The organism is Pseudomonas sp. ANT_J12 (genome assembly GCF_008370045.1).
Classification (GTDB): Bacteria; Pseudomonadota; Gammaproteobacteria; order Pseudomonadales; family Pseudomonadaceae; genus Aquipseudomonas.
Window position 1 is genome coordinate 39,006 of sequence record NZ_VOBN01000011.1, and the last position, 19,186, is coordinate 58,191.

Genomic DNA, 19,186 nt, shown 5'->3' on the forward strand with positions numbered 1-19,186 from the left:
CAAAGGTAACTATCATTCGGAATGATATAAGCGCGAAGCAAGCCCTCTAGCATGCGCCTTTCGTTAGGGTGCTATCAATTGGGTTGATAACAAATCTGTGTTGCGCGGAATGCAAAGGTCGGACGGATTCGAAGTGTTGTCAACGGCTCAAACAAAGAGACGGCCATGGCGGCCGTCTCGATTAGCGTTAGTTCACTGACTTCAGTTGATCCCTTTAGGGTTCGGACCGAAGCGGTTGACGCCAGGCGTGCTGTCCTGGGCCAGGAATACGATGTTCACGATCGGCAGCAAGATCCACCAGCCACTGCGATCAGTGTCGTGCATCCGGCGAATGGCCGCACCGAGACCCGGGAGGAACACTGCCAGGCTATAAATATTGTTGAGGATCCCTTTGGTGCCCAACAAGGCGTCGATAATCATGAGGCCGATACCGATCGCAACGTTGATCAGAATAAACATCCAGTATTCCCGACGGCTTGCGCGGCCGCTGAACACAGCATATTTCTTCAGTACTTCAATGTAAGGATTACCTTGCGCTGCGCCTGCATTTGGCGCTGTAAAGGCTTGTTCGCTCGCTTGCGGCGCGCCGCACTGCGGGCAGGCTTTGGCCAGGGTACTGATTTCCTTGGCACAACCACGACAAAAAACCATGCTCATATTTTTTCCCTAAAATTAGTCTAATGACAGTCCGATGAAAACAAGCGTCGCAATAGCCGACAAGATAACGCCGGCAATCGCCAAGTTATTTCCTGGTTTCTTCTGGTTGATACTGATGATCCCGCAAATAAGACCGGCGACGGAAAATGTGCTCATACCGACGACGGTATCTCTGTCCCATTCGGAGTCATCAAGCAGGGTGAGTAAGCAGATGATGCCCAATATCAGCGAGAGGATGGCCAGCCACGGTGAGCCGATGCCAGGAGTTGCCGCCAAGGCAACGTGTTGGCTCGCTCCGCATTGGGGACACGCTGGAGCCGTCTCGTGAATTTCCTTGGCGCACGCGCGACAAAATACCATTGTCATCGTCTTCCTTAACGTTTAATCCTGAATACCAGCACCGTTATCGCCCGGATGCCGGGCGACTTTAATGTTATTTCCGATAACTTTCGAGTTCTGTTTTTAAGGCCGGGTGTGTTGCGCAAATCGCGCTTAGCGACTGTTACTCTGGCTGGGCTTGAAAGGCGCACTCATCAATAGCGTTTGATCTTGTTCGGGTGTGGACAGCATCGAGCTGCTCGCGCGACTTAAGTCAGGCTATCCGGATCCCCAAAAAACATCTGAATCCTGGACCGCAACCAACGCTCCCCCGGATCATTGTCCTGCGACCCGCGCCAGGCCATGTGCAGTTCAAAACTGCGCACTGGCAACGGCGGATCTTCCGCTCGCACGCCGCCTGCTGCGGTCAAGGCTTCAGCGGTGTAGTCCGGCACGGTGGCGACAATATCGGTCCCGCTGATGAGGGTGCTCAGCCCGTTGAACTGCGGCACTGCCAGGACAACATGGCGTTTGCGCCCGAGTTTTTCGAGTTCTTCATCTATAAAGCCGCTCAGGTCACCGGCGAATGACACCAGTGCATGCGGGCGCGCACAGAAGTCATCGAGGCTCAGCGGCCCCGGCACGGTATCGGCGCGTAGCAGCTTGGGCATGCTGCGGCGTAGCACTTTACGCTTGGCGTTGGCCGGCAAATCGGCGGTGTAGCTGACGCCGATCGAGATCTCGCCGGAGGCCAGCAAGCTCGGCATCAGGATGTAGTTGGCCCGACGTACCACCAGGACGATGCCCGGTGATTCGGCGCGCAGGCGTTTGAGCAGCATCGGCAGCAAGGCGAATTCGACGTCGTCCGACAGACCGATACGAAATACCGCAGTGCTGGTGGCCGGGTCGAATTCCGCCGCACGGCTGACCGCTGTGGAAATCGAGTCCAGGGCCGGGGAGAGCAGGGCGAAGATCTCCACCGCCCGGGCGGAAGGCTCCATGCTGCGGCCGGTGCGCACGAACAACGGATCGTCGAACAGCCCGCGCAGGCGCGACAACGCCGCGCTGATGGCCGGCTGGCCAAGGAACAGTTTTTCCGCCGCGCGGGTCACGCTGCGTTCGTGCATCAGTGTTTCGAATACGATCAACAGGTTCAGGTCGACACGACGCAGGTCATTACGATTCATCTGGAGTCCTGGCAGAGTCAGCAAACTTGACGTGAGCGGCCATATGAGAACAATGGCCGGCATGAATCTTACGGGCAAAGGCTGCTACTCTGCACCGTGTAATTCACTTTTTACTTAAATGGCTGCTTCGGTTTTTACGGCATCTGATGATGTCGCCGGCGCTGCGGAATCAATGACAGGCATGTCGACTATTAATAGCCACTGATGGTCTTGGGTAGAAAGCCCAGATAGAGTTCAGGGCATTAGAGGTTACTTTGACGAGGTTTGCGATGTCCCGCACGATCCGTTTTCACAAGTTTGGTCCAGCCGAGGTGCTCAAATGCGAAGAGCATGCGGCCGCTCTGCCTGCACCAGGTGAAGTGCAGGTGCGCGTCGAAGCAATCGGCATTAGCTGGTACGACATTCTCTGGCGCCAGAACCTGGCGTCGTCCCACGCTCGTCTACCTTCAGGCCTTGGCCATGAAATGGCCGGCGTCGTGACGGCGATTGGCGATGGTGTCGACGATCTGGCAGTAGGTGACAAGGTCGCCAGCTTCCCGGCCGAAAGCCCTAACGATTATCCGGTCTACGGCGAACAGATTGTCCTGCCGCGTTCAGCACTGACCCGCTACCCGGACGTGCTCAGCCCGATCGAAGCCAGCGTGCATTACACGCCGCTGTTGATCGCCTACTTTGCCTACGTCGACCTGGCGCGAGTCAAGCCGGGGCAATTCGCCCTGGTGACCGACGCAAGCCATTGCGCAGGGCCTTCCTTCGTGCAACTGGGCAAAGCCCTGGGTATACGGGTGATTGCCGCGACCAAGACCGCGGAAGAACGTGAAAACCTGCTGTCCCTCGGTGCCGAGAAAGTCATCGTCACCGAAGAACAGGATCTGCTTATGCAAATCAACAAAATCACGGACAACCGCGGGGTCGATGTGGTATTCGACGGCCTCGGCGGGCCACAGATGTCGCTACTCGGTGACGTGCTCGCACCCCGTGGCAGCCTGGTGCTTTATGGCCTGCAAGGGGGCAACCAGACGCCATTCCCGGCCTGTGCGGCGTTCCAGAAGAACATTCAGTTCTTCGTGCACTGCATCGGCAACTTCACCGGTAAGCCGGAGTTGGGCATTGTTCAGGATCAGGTGGCGTTGCAACGAGCGTTGCGCGATATCAACCAGTTGACCGCCGACCGTGTTCTGTTGCCGCTCAAGACTCGGGTCTTCCCGTTTGCCGAGTTTGTCGAAGCCCACCGCTACATGGACGAATGCCCATGCCGCGAACGGGTCGCCCTTCAGGTCGAGCCCGCGTAACACCCTTCAAGCAGTCCCCCGATGCCCTCGGTGCTCCCCGCGCCGAGGGCATTGTCGTTTCTGAACGGTGCATTTGAGCAACTGAACCGGTTTTTGCTTTCGATCTGTATCTTCTAATCATCATATAAGCCCTGATAATTGAATGATTACTTTCATCTCAAGGAACGAGTCATGGGTGGGCGTTCGATTGATATTAATTCGGGCATATTGGTTGCAGGCGATGGGCCGGTGTTGCAGTGGGCAACTATCAAAAATATATCAGTAACTTCTTTCTCTGTTTTTTGTACTCAATGTCTGTGGGACGTTGTCGGAAGTTTCCTAGGAAGTCAGTTTAAATCTCAAGGACCTTGCCCGCTGGGGCTTTGCGAGGAGGTGGCTGTCGCCTGGGTATAGGCAGAGTACAAACCATTTCAAATAATTACTCACATTCGAGTGCTAGCATTTTATGAAAGGATTGCTGCACTTCATCACCGAGAATCGGTCGCGCAGTGTTTATCACTGTTTGCGTGACATTGAACTTCCGAATACCAGGTAAAACACTGATGACTACAATCCACGATCAGGCAATGAACTATGTTTATCAGCAAGTACTGCAAAGGCTGCTGAGTTTTTTCTCTCGCGCCGAGCGCACTGCATTGCAGCTTATGATTCAGCGCCTGGTGGTGGCCGCCGGGGGGATGGAGCGAATTGGCGATTTCAAGGTGATGTCGATTCAGTCCGGGACGCTGGACAGTTGCTACACCCTGGCATTGCTGCGTGCCGCACAACTGAGTATCGCCAGCCGTGCACCGGCGACCTTCCAGTTGCGGGTGGCGACCTTGCGCCTGAACGGGACCGGCTCGACGGCGCTGGACAATATCCACCGCAGCAACGCGGCATTGTTCCTCTATGACGATCCTCGGGTCGAATTGTTGATGGTGGATAACCGTGAAGTCCTGCCATTCGACCACTTGGCCCCCATCTCCGAGGCCGGGCGCGAGTCGAATCGGCTCAATCAATTGATGGTCGGCCATTGCCGGACCTGTGACGGTCCGCTCGATCTATGGGATGACGGCTACCTGACCACTGGCGAGTTCTACGGGCAAATTGCGCGCTGGGACAGCGGCGTCGATGCCTTGATCAGCAGCGAAACGCCTCGCCAGCAGAGACAGTTTCTCGAAGGATTGAAGCGTGCGGCGCAAAAGGCCGGCCTCGGGACCTTGAACTGCACATCCGCTGGCTTCGAGGTGTTGTTTGCCATGCTTGATGAGCTGGGCAGCGACTATTACCGCGAGTTCTATTTCGGTCATGGGTACGCAACCTGGCGCCCGGCGGGCCGATTTGAAGCCTGCCGCCGGACCACTAGTCTCGATATTCACGACATGGTCGTCGGCAAACTGGAAGAACGCTGGCCTCTGCTCACCGAATTCCTGGGTGTCCGCCCCGACGAAATGGCGGCGCACCTGAGCGACAACGACTATGTCAGCCCTGGGATTGCGGCGCACTTGCGGGGGCTGCAAGCGTGCTTTGTGTCGGGCCGAAGCTACGAAACCGGGGTCGCCGAATATTTGCAGCGCGCTTTGGTGATGATGCGTCGCAAGCAGGTGCCGGAACGTATTTGCGAGCTGGCTCTGGAAGCATTCGGTAACCCGGCCACCGAGGCCGAACAGCGCCTGCTGGCGGCGGCCGAGGCGCAAAAAAACCTCGGGCTGACCGAGGCCCAACTGATATGCCTGCTGTTTTCGCCATTTATCGACAGTGGCGCGGGACTGGAGCGCTTCCTGCGCAGTTGTCATCCCGGCATGCTGGTGGCGATGCCGGACTTGCACAAGGCGATGCAGGGTTATCAGGTGCCGGAACAGGTGGTGCAGTGGATGGTCGATGTCAGCGGCTTGCCGGTCAGCCTGATCGGCACGTTGTATCGCATGAAGCCGGTGGTGGTTGAGGCCGACAACGGCGTCGAAGAACCGCGCAACGATGACGCTGCCGTGGTTGGCGAACTGTCCGCGGGGCATTGACGGTGCAAGGGCTGCCGCGATCCACAACCGCTCATGCACCTGCTCGCACCGTGCCTGGCCATTACCGATGAAAGGACCCAGAGAAACCGATTTTGCTTACCAGGCGGTTTACCGGTACTTGACGCACTTGACCCATAAGTCGGATGGCGGTACGCCCATCCGTCTGCCCTCGTTGAGGCAGTTGGCGGTGCGCCTTAATGTGTCGATCTCGACCATCCAGTACGCGTATTCGCTGCTAGAGAAGGAGGGCCGGGTCTACTCGGTGGCCAAGTCCGGCTATTACTCCCTGCCGGTCACCGCCATTGGCCCGCAGACCAGCGGTAATGATCTGCTTGAGTGCGTTTATGCCAATGCCCGGCGTCCGGAAATGCTGGTGTTGAGCACCGACGAGCCGGCCTTGTTGCAGCCACTGGACAGCCCTTTGCTGATGTTGGAGCGCGAGCTGCTGCGCCAATATCCGCGTCAACCGGCATCGGCTGCGCAACCCTGCGGCGAGCTGGAACTGCGCACGGCCCTCGCTGCGCGCTACACCACGTCGCCGGCGCGTTGCTGGCACGCCGATGAGGTGTACATCGGCGCCGATCTGCGTGGGGTTCTGGAAATACTGATCGCGGTCCTGCGACTCAAGGATGCGACCGTGGTCATCGAGTCGCCGTGCGATTGGGTCATCCTTCGGTTGTTCGAGGCGGCGGGTGTGCGGGTGGTCGAGTTGCCGTTGCGAGTCTGCGGCTCACTGGACCTGGAGCAACTCAAGGAAGTGCTGGAGGCCCGCCCGGTGCGGCTGGTGGTGCTGTCGTCCGGGATGAGCATGCCCCGAGGCAGCCAGATTCCCGACGACAATCGCCAGTCCATCGCCGACCTGTTGGCGCAGCATGGCAGCTGGGTGCTGGAAAACGACTGTTACGGTGAACTCGGTTTCGAGTCCGACGGCCCGAGATTTCGCGACCTTCTGGATCCTGACCGACTGATCGTGTTTTCTTCCTTCGAGAAACTCATCGGCCCCGAAGCGCCTTATGGCTATCTGCTCTCGCGGCTCCTGGGTAATGAATTGCAGCGGCATTTTTTGCTGCGCGCTTTTCGCTTGTCGCCGATCCGCCAGAAGGCCATCGCACGCCTGTACAGCAGTGGACGTATCGATCAGCATCTGCAAGTGCTGAGGCGCTTGCTCAAGGAGCGCCAGGTGCAGATGACCCAACTCTTGCACGAGCGCCTGGGCGATGCCTTGCAACTGGTGGAGCCGCAGGGTGGGGCGACGATCTGGGCGCGTTCGTTGCGCCAGGTCGATGTGCGCCGGGTGTTCCAGCGCTTGCTCAAGCAGCAGGTGGTGATTGCGCCGGGAGAGTTGTTCAGCCTGCAAGGCCTGTATGGTCAGCACTTGCGCCTGAGCCATACGTTTAGTGGTGATCATGATCTGGGAACCGCCCTGGGTTTGCTGGGGGATGCGTTGCGTCTGGAGTCGGTCGATTGAGCCAGGTTAAAAAACGTCGTCCATGGCTCGGATCGTTACCATCGCGTTGCGGTCAAACTGCCAGTAAACTGCGTTCCAATTCCTGAGCCACTCTATCTAGAGGTTTTGCATGACAATCAGTCCTTTTGCGGGCAAACCGGCACCGGCAGAATTGTTGGTCGACATCCCGCGACTGGTTACGGCCTACTACACCGGCCAGCCTGATGCCGCCATCTCTACCCAGCGCGTAGCCTTCGGCACGTCCGGTCACCGAGGCAGCTCGTTCGACTTGAGTTTCAACGAATGGCACGTTCTGGCGATCAGCCAGGCCATCTGCCTGTACCGTGAGGCCCAGGGCATCGATGGCCCACTGTTTGTCGGTATCGACACTCATGCGCTGTCGACGCCGGCCGGTGCGAGCGCCCTCGAAGTGCTGGCGGCCAACGGCGTCACCGTGATGATCGCCGAAGGCGACGAGTACACGCCGACCCCGGCCATTTCCCATGCGATTCTCTGCTACAACCGCGGCCGTACCTCGGGCCTGGCGGACGGTATCGTCATTACGCCATCCCATAACCCGCCACAAAGCGGCGGCTACAAATACAACCCTACCAACGGCGGCCCGGCCGATACCCATATCACCAAGTGGATCGAAGCCAAGGCCAACGAGTTGCTCGGCAACAAACTGGCCGGCGTCAAGCGCATCAGCTACGAACAGGCGCTGAAGGCCAGCACCACCCATCGTCACGACTACCTCAATACCTATGTCGCCGATCTGATCAACGTGATCGACTTCGACGCCATTCGCGATGCCAAGCTGCATCTGGGTGTCGATCCGCTGGGCGGAGCAGGGGTGCGTTACTGGTCGGCGATTGCCGAGCATTACCGCCTCGATCTGGAAGTGGTCAACACCCAGGTCGATCCGACGTTCCGTTTCATGACCGTCGATTGGGACGGGCAGATCCGCATGGACCCATCGTCCACCCACGCCATGCAAGGTTTGATCGGTCTGAAAGATCGCTTCGACGTGGCCTTCGGCTGTGACCCGGATCATGACCGTCATGGCATCGTCACCCCGTCCGGTGGCCTGTTGGCACCGAACAACTACCTCGCCGTGTCCATCGACTACCTGTTCCAGAACCGTCCACAGTGGCGTGCCGATGCCGCCGTGGGTAAAACCGTGGTCAGTAGCGGCCTGATCGATCGTGTGGCCAAGCGCCTGGGTCGTCGCCTGTACGAAGTGCCGGTCGGCTTCAAATGGTTTGCCGATGGCTTGTTCGACGGCTCCCTGGGCTTCGGTGGCGAAGAGAGCGCCGGTGCCTCGTTCCTGCGCAAGGATGGCGGCGTCTGGAGCACCGACAAGGATGGCCTGATCCCGGCCCTGCTGGCGGCAGAAATGACCGCGCGCACCGGTCGCGACCCAAGCCAGGCCTACCGCGCCCTGACCGATGAACTGGGCGAACCGTTCTCGGTGCGGGTCGATGCCAAGGCCAATCCTGAGCAGAAAGCGCTGCTGAGCAAACTGTCCCCGGATCAAGTCACCTCGACCCAACTGGCCGGCGAAGCGATCCAGAGCATCCTCAGCCATGCGCCGGGCAACGACCAGGCCATCGGCGGCTTGAAAGTCATGACCGAGAACGGCTGGTTCGCGGCGCGTCCGTCGGGTACCGAAGACATCTACAAGATCTACGCGGAAAGCTTTGTCAGCGACGAACACCTCAAGCAGTTGGTGGCTGAGGCCCAGACGCTGGTGGATGGCGCAATCTCGGCGAAGTGATTGAGGAACCCTGTGGCGAGGGGGCTTGCCCCCGTTGGGTTGCGAAGCAACTCCAAAACAGGCGAATGCGTTATTTCAGATCGTCCGCATTCACCGGTTTGCGACTGCTGCGCAGCCGAACGGGGGCAAGCCCCCTCGTCACATGCAATACACACATAGAAAAGGGGCGACCATTACGGTCGCCCCTTTTTTGTCTGCGATTTACTCGATCAAGCCAGATCCACCAACACGATTTCACTGTCCTCAATCGCCGTCACTCGCAACACCTGCTCATCGGCAACCGCGACACCGTCTCGAGCTTGTGCCCGCAAGCCGTTGACTTCAATCACACCCGTAGCCGGAACCAGATAAGCACGGCGCCCATTGTCCAGACGATACTCCGCCGATTCCCCGGCTTTCAGATTCGCCGCCACCAACCGCGCATCAGCGCGAATCCGCAGGCTCTGATCGTCACCGGACTTGCCACTGGCCAGGGTCACGAAACCTTCGCGCTGGCCTTTGGGGAAAGGCTTGGCGCCCCACGACGGCGCCGAACCGGCCTCGTTGGGGATGATCCAGATCTGGAAGATCCGGGTTTCAGTGGTTTCCAGGTTGTATTCGCTGTGGGCGATCCCGGTGCCGGCGCTCATGACTTGCACGTCGCCCGCTTCGGTGCGGCCCTTGTTGCCGAGGTTGTCCTGGTGGGTAATCGCACCTTCACGCACATAAGTGATGATTTCCATGTCGCGGTGCGGATGCTGGGGAAGCCGGTGCCGGGAGCGATCACATCGTCGTTCCAGACCCGCAGGTTGCCCCAGTTCATGCGTTTAGGGTCGTGGTACTCGGCGAACGAAAAATGGTGATGGGCATCCAACCAGCCATGGTGGGCGCCGCCCAAGGTGTTGAAAGGTCTGAGTTCAAGCATGATCGTCTCCTGAAAGGTTCGTCATGGGGCAGTGCGCCTGGACCACGAAACAAGAACCGGTGGTTGATGGCGTGCATCATCTATCAGGCGATAATCGATAAAAAGCGTAAAAAGTGCCTCAAAACAATCGATTTAGTTGATGCTAAATAACCTCGAAACATTCTCATCCAGCCTTCACTTCATCGCTTAAGCCAATGACCTGTAAGCATTTCACTAGAACTCAACGGCAAATGCAGACACCATAGCCCCCAACAGCCTCACACCCTGGAGTCCGTCCGCGTGCCGCAACACACCCCCGATCTTCCCCCCGAACTTCGTCCTCTGGCCGAGATGCCGTTGCTCAAGCGCCTGGCCGCGCGGTTTTTTGGCTATGGCTTGACCCAAATGCGCGCGCAACACCGTGCTTCATGGCTACACGGGCAAGCCGATGGCTTCCGCAGCGGGCACAGCGCCGGGGTGGATTACGGGTTCAAAGAGGGCAAGGCCGAAGGGTTGGAAGAAGGCCGGCAGGTGCTGCTGATCCGCGATTCGCGCTCCACCGAGCATCGGCCACCGAATGTCGATGACAACCTGTTCGACGATTGGCGCCTGCCATTAACGGCCGAGATCAAGAAGCGCATGAAGGCCGACGTTGCGCGCTGGCTGCCAGCGCATGCACAGCCCAGCCTCGCGCAATGGAAGATGATCTTCAGCGATACCCCATCCACCTCGGTGATCGCCGGTGCAGGCGCGGGCAAGTCGACGACGCTGGTGCTGCGCATTCTGTTGCTGACCCACTACCTGGGCTTCGAACTCGGCTCAATGACCGTGGTGACCTTCACCCGGGAGTCGCGCAAAGACTTCATTAATAAACTGATCGAACTGTTTGCGCTGTGGGGCCGGGCGCTCAGCCTCAAAGAGGCGCGGGACCTGGTGCGCACCTTCCATTCGCGGATTTTGCCGATGGTCCGCAGCTTGCCGGGGTTCGAACGCCTGCAAGCCTTCGAAAACCTCACTCATCGTGCGCAAAACGGCGACGACGAGGTCGACAGCAATCCGTTCGATCTGCGCATCAACGACGCCCAACGCCAGCAACTCAACGCTTGTTACCACAGCCTGTTTACCCGCAATGAGCGATTTCGCGAACTGATCCAGCCGTTGTCCCGCCACGCGTTGCAGCTCAAGGAATTGGAGCGCGATCACCCGGATGTGCAGAAACGCATGGCCGTGACGGAACTGGCGGCCAAGCGCGACGAAGAGCTCTGCGACACGATAGAGGACCTGTGGTTTCGCGCCGGTGCCTGGCCGATCAAGGGCATCGAGCCCAACCGCCAGACGTTCGATATCAACGGTTCGACATTCTATTGTCATGGCTATATTCCGACTCTGGATGCTTGGGTGGTGCTGGGTTTCGATCCTCGGGAAAACCCCCAGGTCAGCCGCCCGAATGCCAAGCTGACGGTTCGCGCCGAATGGGCGGTAAAACGCACCCTGTTTCAAGCTTTCTGTCGTAAGCCATTGATATGGCTGGATAGTTACGATTCGTCAAAACGTGTTTTGGCCTCGCTGGCAGGGGATGCCAGCGCCGGGCCAGGTTTCGATTACAAGGTCAAGGGTGAACTGGCGTCCGCCCCGTTACTGGACAGTTTTGTCGCCGCCGCCGGGTTTATCGAGAATCTGGGCCTCGACGTTCCGGACGCCGTGGGCCGGCTGAATTTTGCCAAGGACGACCCTGACCGGTTTTTCTTCGAGGCACTGAGCCTGTTCTGGCGTGCGCTGGAAGATCACTTGCTCGATCAAAAGCCGCCCGTGATGACTTACAACCGTATGTTCGCCCTGTTCAGCGAACACTCGCCGGAGAATCTCAAGCTGTTGAGCGATGAGCTGCTCAGGCCGCTTTCACACCTGATGATCGATGAGTTTCAGGACGTATCGCCGCAGATCGTATCGTGGATTCGCGCCAGCCTGGCAGAGATCCGCAGTCGCGGCCCGGCGATGCATGTCGGGCGCGGCGCACAGCGGTCCTCGCTGCTCTGCGTGGGCGATGATTGGCAGTCGATTTATGGCTGGCGCGGTAGCTCGCCGACGTATTTCATGGAGTTCAACAAGGAATTCCCGTCGCCGAGCACGACCCGGGTGATGCTCAGCGACAACTACCGCAGCCACCAGCACATCATCGATGCGGCCGAACATATCGTGCGCGCCGCGCCGGCCATCCCGGGCAAGAAGGCCAAGGCCAGCGGGGAGCCCAAGCCACTGCAGCCAGTCAACGTACTGGATCGCGATGATCAGGGCATGGCGCAGCGGCTGATGGAGCACTATAGAAAGGGCGATTCAATCTTGATGCTTTATCGAAAAAGCAGCGATAAGTTATTGATTGAGCAGCATATTCAGTCTGTAGTTAATGTTGATTCTAGCTTGCCGTACGAAGCGCGACGGCTTAAACAACTGACTTATCACAGTGCCAAAGGCTTGCAAGCCGACGCGGTATTCCTGTTGGGTGATTGCCAGCATCTCACCAGTTCGCCGTACAAGAACCAGGTGTATCGCATGGCCGGGCTTGGGAAAGCTGGCGATAGCGAGCCGTATGACAGCGCGCAGAAAGACGAGATTCTGCGGCTGGCTTATGTCGGTATTACCCGGGCGGTGAGTCATTGTTATTGGTACGTCGATGGTCAGGATAACCAGGCCGTCAATCTGCCCAAAGCGTCTGACAAGGTGGGTCAGGGCAAGGCGTTCTTTGCGGATCATCGACAAGGTCAGAAAGCGGCGACAGTCCCGTAGGCGCTACCGCAGAATCTTTTCACCCACAAAAAAGCCCACATCCTGTGGGCTTTTTACTGTGCGGCAGGACCTCAGGCATAACTCCTGAGTGAAACCGGCGGAATGAACGCTTCCAACTCATCCTCCACCGCTTCGATTATTCGTTCTACATCCGCCGCATTCATCACGGTCGCGCAGGGAATGCCGGCGATGGCGATCATGGTTTCGCCATTGGCACGGTCAAACAGACGGGCAATCATGCTGCCCGGCGCGTCCATGCTCGCCTCGAAACCCATGGGATGAAAATGCCAGCGCATCAGCTGGCAGGCGTTGGGAAAAGTGACCTTGCTGAATATCCCTTTGTTCATGTGTTGCCCGCCTTAGTCATCGAGCGCTTCCTTTTGCTCATGTGAGGAGGGGTAGAACCTTCATTGGTTCAACCGGTGGATGCCTTTAAAAGTAGCATCCAGATGTGAAAACCATGTGGATTTTTTCAGTCCGTTTGGCGATTGGTTCAATTTTTTTTGATATGGGTCACGTCACGCCCCGTTGTCGCCAAAACGCCAGTACCGATTGGCCATTGAAGCCGGCGCGGAACTTGGGCAAGCTCGGTTTTTTTTCGCCGAGCCCTTTATGCACGCCGATGATGATGGCCCGCTGCAAACCCAGGCCACGGGCGAAACGGTCATGCGCTACCACCTGTGCTGGAAACACCGGGACCTGGACGGCGTCATGGCCCTTTATCACCCGGACATCCAGTACAGCGACTTTTTCCAGAACCGGGTGATGGGGCTGGATGAGTTGCGCGAGTACGTGCGTGACAGCATGCCGCGCAATCCTGGCGAAGCGCTGGAGCACTCGGACCGAATCCGACTGGACGGCAATACGGCATTCATTCAATACCAGATGACGTTGCGCGGCACCGACGGATTGGTGTCGTTCCGCTCCAGCGAAGCAATCACCGTGCGTGACGGTTTGATCTGGCGCGTCAACGAATACGCCTCCCTGGTGCGCGAGCAGCCGGCCAACAAAGCCTCCACTAACTTGCGCCCGGCGGCCAGTCGGCTCGGTTTGTCACCGCGACAACTGAGCTTCATGGCCGAAGACCTGCAGCAGTACTTCCAGCGCCAGCAACCGTACCTGGACCCCGAACTCGACTTGCAGCGGGTGGCGAAGGAGTGCGGTTACAGCCGCAATCAGATTTCCTATCTGCTGAACCAGGTGCTGGGGCAGAGCTTTTATCGCTACGTCAACCAGGCGCGCTTGCAGCATTTGCTCGCCGCGCTGGATAAAGCGACGCCACCGCTGCGCGTCGATGAACTGGCCTTTGCTGCCGGTTTCAACTCGCTATCTGCTTTTTATAGCTGTTTTCGCCAGCACACCGGCCAGTCGCCGAAGGCCTACGTCAAACAAATTTCTTTGCGTGCACGCGCGCAAGACAGTCTCTGAGGTCGCGCACTAGGATCGACGCCATTGATGTGTTGAGTGGCGGAGTGGTGTATGTCGGCGTGGCGCGGTATCAGTTTATGGATGGATCAACTCGACGAGCCGTTACAGGCGCGCCCGGCCCTGGAACAGGAGCTGGACGTCGACGTAGCCATCATCGGCGCGGGCTACACCGGGCTGTGGACCGCTTACTACCTCAAGCGCCTGGCCCCGGGGTTGGACATCGCCATCATCGAGGCGCAAACCGCCGGGTTTGGCGCCTCCGGCCGCAATGGTGGCTGGTTGATGGGCAATCTGCTGGGCGAAGACCGTCTTCTCGCCGATCTGTCGGCTGAACAGCGTCGCGCCTCGTTCGATCTGTTGCACAGCATCCCCGATGAAGTAGAGATCGTCCTCGAACGCGAAGGCATCGACTGTGATTACCGCAAGGGTGGAGTGCTGTACTGCGCCGCGCGTTATCCCGAGCAGGAAGCCAGCCTGCGCAGCTACCTGGACAAACTCTATAGCCAGGGCCTGACCGAAAACGATTACCGCTGGCTCAGCCCCGAGCAATTGGCGCAACAGATCAGGGTTGCCAAGCCGTATGGCGGTATCTATGCACCGCACGTCGCGACCATCAATCCGGCCAAATTGGTCCGGGGCCTGGCGCGCACGGTAGAGCGCATGGGCGTCAAGATCTACGAGAACAGCCCGGTTACCCATTGGCAGTCCGGCAGCGTGCGCACGGCGCAAGCCCAGGTTCGCAGTCGCTGGGTGGTGCCGGCGGTGGAAGGTTATTCGGTCACGCTGCCGCCCCTGGGGCGTTATCAGTTACCCGTACAAAGCCTGCTGGTCGCCACCGAGCCGCTGTCCGCCGCCACTTGGGACGAAATCGGCCTGAGCCAGGGCCAGGCGTTCAGCGAAGCCAGTCGCCAGGTCACTTACGGCCAGCGCACTGTCGACAATCGCCTGGTGTTCGGCGCTCGCGGTGGTTATCAGTTCGCCGGCAAATTGCGCCATGACTTCAATCTCACGACTGGCGAAGTCGAGCTGCGGCGCTATCTGTTTGGCGAGCTGTTCCCGCAGTTGAAGAACGTGCGCATCACCCACGCCTGGGGCGGCAACCTGGGCATGTCCCGCCACTTCAAGCCGCACATGCTCTGCGATCGGGCCAATGGCATTGCCTTGTCCGGTGGTTATGGCGGGGAGGGTGTCGGTGCCAGCAATCTGGGCGGGCGCACCCTGGCCGATCTGATTCTGGAGCGCGACACCGAATTAGTCCGGCAGCCTTGGGTGATTCCACAAGGTGGCCTCAATGCGTTGAGAGCCTGGGAGCCGGAGCCCTGCCGCTGGCTCGGTTACAACGCGATCATCCGCAGCTTCGTCCACGAAGACCAGACCCTGGCCAACCCGGCCACTGCACCCTGGCGCCGCAAGTTGGCCAGCGGTGTGGCGGGGTTCATGGAAGGTTTCATGCACTAAATATTGATGGGTATTCCAATGAGCATTACGCAGTTCAAAAACACCGCCACCCTGAAACTGGACGACTCCAATCCCGTCGCTGTGCCCTTGGGAACCCCAGTGGCCGTGGCCTCAACCACCAGCGTCGAACGCGACGACGGCGTCGAAACCGGCGTCTGGGAATGCACGCCCGGGCGCTGGCGGCGGCAGATCGTGGCCCAGGAGTTTTGCCACTTCATCCAGGGCCGTTGCACCTTCACCCCCGACGGCGGTGAAACCCTGCACATAGAAGCTGGCGATGCACTGATGTTGCCGGCCAACAGCCTCGGGATCTGGGATATCCAGGAAACCGTGCGCAAGACCTACGTTCTGATTTTTTGATTTTGATCTTTTGATTGCCTGCCAATAACAACAAACCCACACAGGAATCGACTCATGATCCGAAAGACATTGACCCTGGCACCTCTCGCACTGGTCGCGACCCTCAGCCACGCGGCCGAGACCGTCAAGATTTACAACTGGTCGGACTACATCGCCCCGGACACCACCAAGAACTTCCAGAAAGAAACCGGCATCGGTTTCAGCTACGACGTCTACGACAGCAACGAAACCCTCGACGGCAAGTTGATGACCGGCAAATCCGGTTACGACGTGGTGTTCCCCTCCAACCACTTCATGGCTCGGCAGATTCAGGGCGGGGCCTTGAAGAAACTCGACAAGAGCCAGTTGCCGAACTGGAAAAACCTCAACCCCGTGTTGCTCAAAGCCTTGCAAACCAACGATCCGGGCAACGAACACGGCTTCCCGTATCTGTGGGGCAGCACCGGTATCGGCTACAACATCGCCAAGGTCAAGGCTGTGTTGGGTGACAACGCGCCCGTGGATTCCTGGGACTTGATCTTCAAGCCCGAGAATATGGCGAAACTGCAAAAATGCGGCGTGGCGATTCTCGACAACGGCCCGGAACTGCTGCCGGCCGCCCTGAACTACCTGGGCCTGCCGCACCACAGCAAAAACCCGGAAGACTATAAAAAGGCCGAAGCGCTGCTGCTCAAAGTCCGGCCGTACGTGAGCTATTTCCACTCGTCCAAATACACCAGCGACCTGGCCAACGGCGACATCTGCGTGGCCGTCGGTTTCTCCGGCGACATCCTGCAAGCGGAAACCCGCGCGAAAGAAGCCAAGAACGGCGTCGACATCGGCTACGCGATTCCCAAGGAAGGCGCCGCCATCTGGTTCGACATGGTCGCCATGCCCGCCGACGCCCCGGACGACAAAGCCGGCTACGCCTTCATGAACTACCTGCTGCGCCCGGACGTCATGGCCGGCATCAGCAACTACGTACACTACGCCAATGGCAACGAACAGGCCGACAGCCTGATTGACCCGGCGATCAAGAACGACACCAAGGTATATCCGAGCCCGGAAATGATGGGGAAATTGTTTGCGCTTGAGGCGATGCCGCTGAACATCGACCGGATTCGCACGCGGGTGTGGAACAAGATTCGGACGGGGAGTTGAGTCAGTCGACATCGTCTGAAATAGCAAAATGATCTTGAGACCTGTCAAACCTGACAGGTTTCAACATTTTTATTTGTCGATCAAATCATGACGGCAGGCGCCTCGCATCGAGGCGACACAAGGAGGGTTCGTCATGAGCAGCAATGTCACCGGCACGATGAAAGGCACCATTTCCGAAAAAAAAACGGGGTTGAAGAGGGCCTTTACTTCAACCGATGTGTTTAGAAATAACTCTGACCACCGCTTGAACGTCACTGGATACGCGGGCGGGTTCGCCGGCGAAGGCATCGCGTTTAGATTAGCCGATGAAAATGCTCCGAGCGGTACATACCACGTAGGTAGCAGTTCTGTGGTGAGTCTTTTCTATTTTGTGAACCCGTCTGGGGAGGTGTTCGAAGCTGTCACCGGTGGCACCCTCCATCTTCAAAATCACCAGCCAGAGGAGCGAATCAATGGGCAATTGAATTTTAGTTACCATACTCGGGCAGCTGAGCGAGTGGATGTTGAGGTCGTGTTTGCTATCGAAGGCATCGATCGAGTGCCTTAGCGTGTGAGGATGAGAAGGGCGGATCTATTGGAACAAGAATCCGCCCATACTCATTCATGAAGGCGACTCACTAGGAGATTGATTTAGTTGATGGCAATGCACTGGCACTCATATTAATAAGTCCAGCAAAGTGAGACGTCTTCGACAAAAAACAACTTAGCCATATTTAATATTTAAATTTGAAGTTGTCAGACAATCCATTCAAGCCCCATCACTCCAAACTATATTCCCTCCCCGCACCCCATGTTTCCGGGCATATTCCCAAACAGCCAAGTTCGACCCCAAAAAAGTGCTAGACGTTTGATTTCCAATTGTGTCAGGTTTCTTACGCCTTCATTGGGCGAGTGATTGGACGATCTCGCCAGAGATTGTCCCGTCGGACAAAAACTGTTCCATTGCTTAACAAGGAAGTGTGTTTATGTCGAAAGTAAAAGCCAAAGCCATTGATTCCGCCGAACTGGTCTTCCAGCCATTGCAAGCACTGGCCGCGCCGAGTTCTGCGTTCAACCAGATCAATAGCTTCAGCCATCAGTACGACCGTGGCGGCTACCTCACGGTCAATGGCAAACCCTCCTTCTCGGTAGATCAAGCCGCGACTCAACTGCTGCGCGATGGTGCTTCCTGGCACGATCTCAACGGCAGCGGCAAGATCGAACTGACTTACACCTTTCTGACGTCCCAGACCTCGAATTTCAGCGGCCTGGGCGTTACCGGTTTCAGTCAGTTCAGCGCCCTGCAAAAAGCCCAGGCCGTGCTCGCCATGCAATCCTGGGCTGACGTCGCCAATGTAACGTTTGCCGAAGCGTCCAAGGGTGGCGATGGCCACATGACCTTCGGTAACTACAGCGGCGGCCAGGACGGCGCAGCGGCATTTGCTTTCCTGCCGGGCACCGAGCCAGGTTATGACGGTCAGTCCTGGTACCTGACCGGCAGTGGTTACAACGTCAACAAAACCCCGGGCTTGAGCAATTACGGGCGTCAGACCCTGACCCACGAAATTGGTCACACCTTGGGCCTGTCTCACCCTGGCGACTATAACGCCGGCGAAGGCAACCCGACTTATAACGACGCGTCCTACGGCCAGGACACCCGTGGCTACAGCCTCATGAGCTACTGGAGCGAAAGCAATACCAGCCAGAACTTCAGCAAGGGCGGTGTCGAAGCGTATTCGTCCGGCCCGCTGATGGACGATATCGCGGCGATTCAGAAACTCTACGGCGCCAACCTGGAGACCCGTACCGGTGACACCACCTACGGTTTCAACTCCAATGCCGGCCGTGACTTCCTGAGCGCTTCGTCGTCCGCCGACAAACTCGTGTTCTCGGTCTGGGATGCGGGCGGCAAGGACACCCTGGACTTCTCCGGTTTTACCCAGAACCAGAAGATCAACCTCAATGACGCCTCGTTCTCCGACGTTGGCGGCCTGGTAGGTAACGTGTCCATCGCCAAGGGCGCGATCATCGAGAACGCCATCGGCGGTTCGGGCAACGATCTGCTGATTGGTAACAGCATCGCCAACGAACTGAAGGGCGGTGCCGGCAACGATCTGATCTACGGCGCGGGCGGTGCGGACAAACTGTGGGGTGGTTCGGGTTCGGACACCTTCGTGTTTGCCGCCAGCACTGATTCCAAGCCAGGTGCAGCCGACCAGATCCTCGACTTTGTCAGCGGTCTGGACAAGATCGACCTGACCGGCATCACCAAAGGCGCAGGCCTGCACTTCGTGAATTCGTTCACCGGTGCAGCAGGCGACGCGGTGTTGACCTCTTCGGGCGGTAACAGCCTGTTGTCGGTGGACTTCTCCGGGCACGGCGTGGCTGATTTCCTCGTCAGCACCGTTGGCCAGGCAGCTACCACGGACATCGTGGCCTGATTCAAGGCAAAAAGGAGCGCGGCGCCTGGTGCGCCGTG

16 protein-coding genes and 1 pseudogene are annotated in these 19,186 nt (G+C 58.2%); 12 read left to right on the forward strand and 5 right to left on the reverse strand.

The genetic code is table 11. The features are described 5' to 3' along the window. Window positions 1-201: 201 nt before the first annotated feature. From FQ192_RS21575 to FQ192_RS21585, 3 genes are all read right to left on the reverse strand, one after another. A complete protein-coding gene (locus FQ192_RS21575) occupies window positions 202-657 on the reverse strand; it encodes a DUF805 domain-containing protein (protein WP_149660353.1) in 456 nt (151 codons plus the stop codon). Window positions 658-672: 15 nt separating this feature from the next. After that, entirely contained in the window at window positions 673-1,023 is a 351-nt protein-coding gene (locus FQ192_RS21580; protein WP_149660354.1) for a DUF4190 domain-containing protein, read from the reverse strand. 221 nt (window positions 1,024-1,244) lie between these two features. After that, entirely contained in the window at window positions 1,245-2,162 is a 918-nt protein-coding gene (locus FQ192_RS21585; protein ID WP_149660355.1) for a LysR family transcriptional regulator, read from the reverse strand. 269 nt (window positions 2,163-2,431) lie between these two features. Between FQ192_RS21585 and FQ192_RS21590 the strand changes: the two genes are divergently transcribed. The 4 genes from FQ192_RS21590 (at window position 2,432) to pgm (ending at window position 8,675) form a co-directional block, all read left to right on the forward strand. Continuing rightward, a complete protein-coding gene (locus FQ192_RS21590) occupies window positions 2,432-3,454 on the forward strand; it encodes a zinc-dependent alcohol dehydrogenase family protein (protein ID WP_149660356.1) in 1,023 nt (340 codons plus the stop codon). Between the two features lie 542 nt (window positions 3,455-3,996). Next, entirely contained in the window at window positions 3,997-5,451 is a 1,455-nt protein-coding gene (locus FQ192_RS21595; protein ID WP_149660357.1) for a hypothetical protein, read from the forward strand. A 67-nt stretch (window positions 5,452-5,518) separates the two neighbouring features. Further along, on the forward strand, window positions 5,519-6,919 hold the full coding sequence (locus tag FQ192_RS21600; protein ID WP_149660358.1) for a PLP-dependent aminotransferase family protein: 1,401 nt from the start codon (window positions 5,519-5,521) through the stop codon (window positions 6,917-6,919). Between the two features lie 109 nt (window positions 6,920-7,028). Continuing rightward, a complete protein-coding gene (pgm, locus tag FQ192_RS21605) occupies window positions 7,029-8,675 on the forward strand; it encodes a phosphoglucomutase (alpha-D-glucose-1,6-bisphosphate-dependent) (protein WP_149660359.1) in 1,647 nt (548 codons plus the stop codon). 209 nt (window positions 8,676-8,884) lie between these two features. Here pgm and FQ192_RS21610 read toward each other — a convergent pair. Continuing rightward, a pseudogene (locus FQ192_RS21610) lies at window positions 8,885-9,579 on the reverse strand (pirin family protein). Here FQ192_RS21610 and FQ192_RS34080 point away from each other — a divergent pair. Continuing rightward, entirely contained in the window at window positions 9,517-9,729 is a 213-nt protein-coding gene (locus FQ192_RS34080; RefSeq protein ID WP_178129190.1) for a hypothetical protein, read from the forward strand. The pseudogene FQ192_RS21610 and the gene FQ192_RS34080 sit on opposite strands and share 63 nt — an antisense overlap. Window positions 9,730-9,858: 129 nt before the next feature. Continuing rightward, window positions 9,859-12,342, forward strand: coding sequence for a UvrD-helicase domain-containing protein (locus FQ192_RS21615; protein WP_149660360.1), 2,484 nt, complete (start codon window positions 9,859-9,861; stop codon window positions 12,340-12,342). A gap of 71 nt (window positions 12,343-12,413) precedes the next feature. Here FQ192_RS21615 and FQ192_RS21620 read toward each other — a convergent pair whose 3' ends face one another. Continuing rightward, a complete protein-coding gene (locus FQ192_RS21620) occupies window positions 12,414-12,689 on the reverse strand; it encodes a DUF1652 domain-containing protein (RefSeq protein WP_149660361.1) in 276 nt (91 codons plus the stop codon). Between the two features lie 265 nt (window positions 12,690-12,954). On the opposite strand from FQ192_RS21620, the gene FQ192_RS21625 reads away from it, so the two are divergent. From FQ192_RS21625 to FQ192_RS21650, 6 genes are all read left to right on the forward strand, one after another. Continuing rightward, entirely contained in the window at window positions 12,955-13,770 is an 816-nt protein-coding gene (locus FQ192_RS21625; RefSeq protein WP_149660362.1) for a helix-turn-helix domain-containing protein, read from the forward strand. A 51-nt stretch (window positions 13,771-13,821) separates the two neighbouring features. Next, the gene (locus FQ192_RS21630; RefSeq protein WP_149660363.1) at window positions 13,822-15,228 is read left to right on the forward strand and encodes an FAD-binding oxidoreductase; all 1,407 of its coding nucleotides are present in this window, start codon (window positions 13,822-13,824) and stop codon (window positions 15,226-15,228) included. Window positions 15,229-15,246: 18 nt separating this feature from the next. Then, on the forward strand, window positions 15,247-15,588 hold the full coding sequence (locus FQ192_RS21635) for a cupin domain-containing protein (protein WP_149660364.1): 342 nt from the start codon (window positions 15,247-15,249) through the stop codon (window positions 15,586-15,588). A gap of 54 nt (window positions 15,589-15,642) precedes the next feature. Continuing rightward, window positions 15,643-16,728, forward strand: a complete 1,086-nt coding sequence (locus FQ192_RS21640; protein ID WP_149660365.1) for a polyamine ABC transporter substrate-binding protein — start codon at window positions 15,643-15,645, stop codon at window positions 16,726-16,728. Window positions 16,729-16,861: 133 nt separating this feature from the next. Then, window positions 16,862-17,275 carry a hypothetical protein gene (locus tag FQ192_RS21645; RefSeq protein ID WP_149660366.1) on the forward strand — a complete coding sequence of 138 codons (414 nt, stop codon included), beginning with the start codon at window positions 16,862-16,864 and terminating at the stop codon, window positions 17,273-17,275. Window positions 17,276-17,693: 418 nt separating this feature from the next. Beyond that, complete coding sequence (locus tag FQ192_RS21650; protein WP_149660367.1) at window positions 17,694-19,148, forward strand: serralysin family metalloprotease; 1,455 nt, start codon at window positions 17,694-17,696, stop codon at window positions 19,146-19,148. The last annotated feature ends 38 nt before the right edge of the window (window positions 19,149-19,186 follow it).

Coding starts and splice junctions, on each gene's coding strand:
- FQ192_RS21575 (WP_149660353.1), bottom strand. CDS start 657: ATGAGCATGGTTTTTTGTCGTGGTTGTGCCAAGGAAATCAGTACCCTG.
- FQ192_RS21580 (WP_149660354.1), bottom strand. CDS start 1,023: ATGACAATGGTATTTTGTCGCGCGTGCGCCAAGGAAATTCACGAGACG.
- FQ192_RS21585 (WP_149660355.1), bottom strand. CDS start 2,162: ATGAATCGTAATGACCTGCGTCGTGTCGACCTGAACCTGTTGATCGTA.
- FQ192_RS21590 (WP_149660356.1), top strand. CDS start 2,432: ATGTCCCGCACGATCCGTTTTCACAAGTTTGGTCCAGCCGAGGTGCTC.
- FQ192_RS21595 (WP_149660357.1), top strand. CDS start 3,997: ATGACTACAATCCACGATCAGGCAATGAACTATGTTTATCAGCAAGTA.
- FQ192_RS21600 (WP_149660358.1), top strand. CDS start 5,519: ATGAAAGGACCCAGAGAAACCGATTTTGCTTACCAGGCGGTTTACCGG.
- pgm (WP_149660359.1), top strand. CDS start 7,029: ATGACAATCAGTCCTTTTGCGGGCAAACCGGCACCGGCAGAATTGTTG.
- FQ192_RS34080 (WP_178129190.1), top strand. CDS start 9,517: ATGGGCATCCAACCAGCCATGGTGGGCGCCGCCCAAGGTGTTGAAAGG.
- FQ192_RS21620 (WP_149660361.1), bottom strand. CDS start 12,689: ATGAACAAAGGGATATTCAGCAAGGTCACTTTTCCCAACGCCTGCCAG.
- FQ192_RS21625 (WP_149660362.1), top strand. CDS start 12,955: ATGCACGCCGATGATGATGGCCCGCTGCAAACCCAGGCCACGGGCGAA.
- FQ192_RS21630 (WP_149660363.1), top strand. CDS start 13,822: ATGTCGGCGTGGCGCGGTATCAGTTTATGGATGGATCAACTCGACGAG.
- FQ192_RS21635 (WP_149660364.1), top strand. CDS start 15,247: ATGAGCATTACGCAGTTCAAAAACACCGCCACCCTGAAACTGGACGAC.
- FQ192_RS21640 (WP_149660365.1), top strand. CDS start 15,643: ATGATCCGAAAGACATTGACCCTGGCACCTCTCGCACTGGTCGCGACC.
- FQ192_RS21645 (WP_149660366.1), top strand. CDS start 16,862: ATGAGCAGCAATGTCACCGGCACGATGAAAGGCACCATTTCCGAAAAA.
- FQ192_RS21650 (WP_149660367.1), top strand. CDS start 17,694: ATGTCGAAAGTAAAAGCCAAAGCCATTGATTCCGCCGAACTGGTCTTC.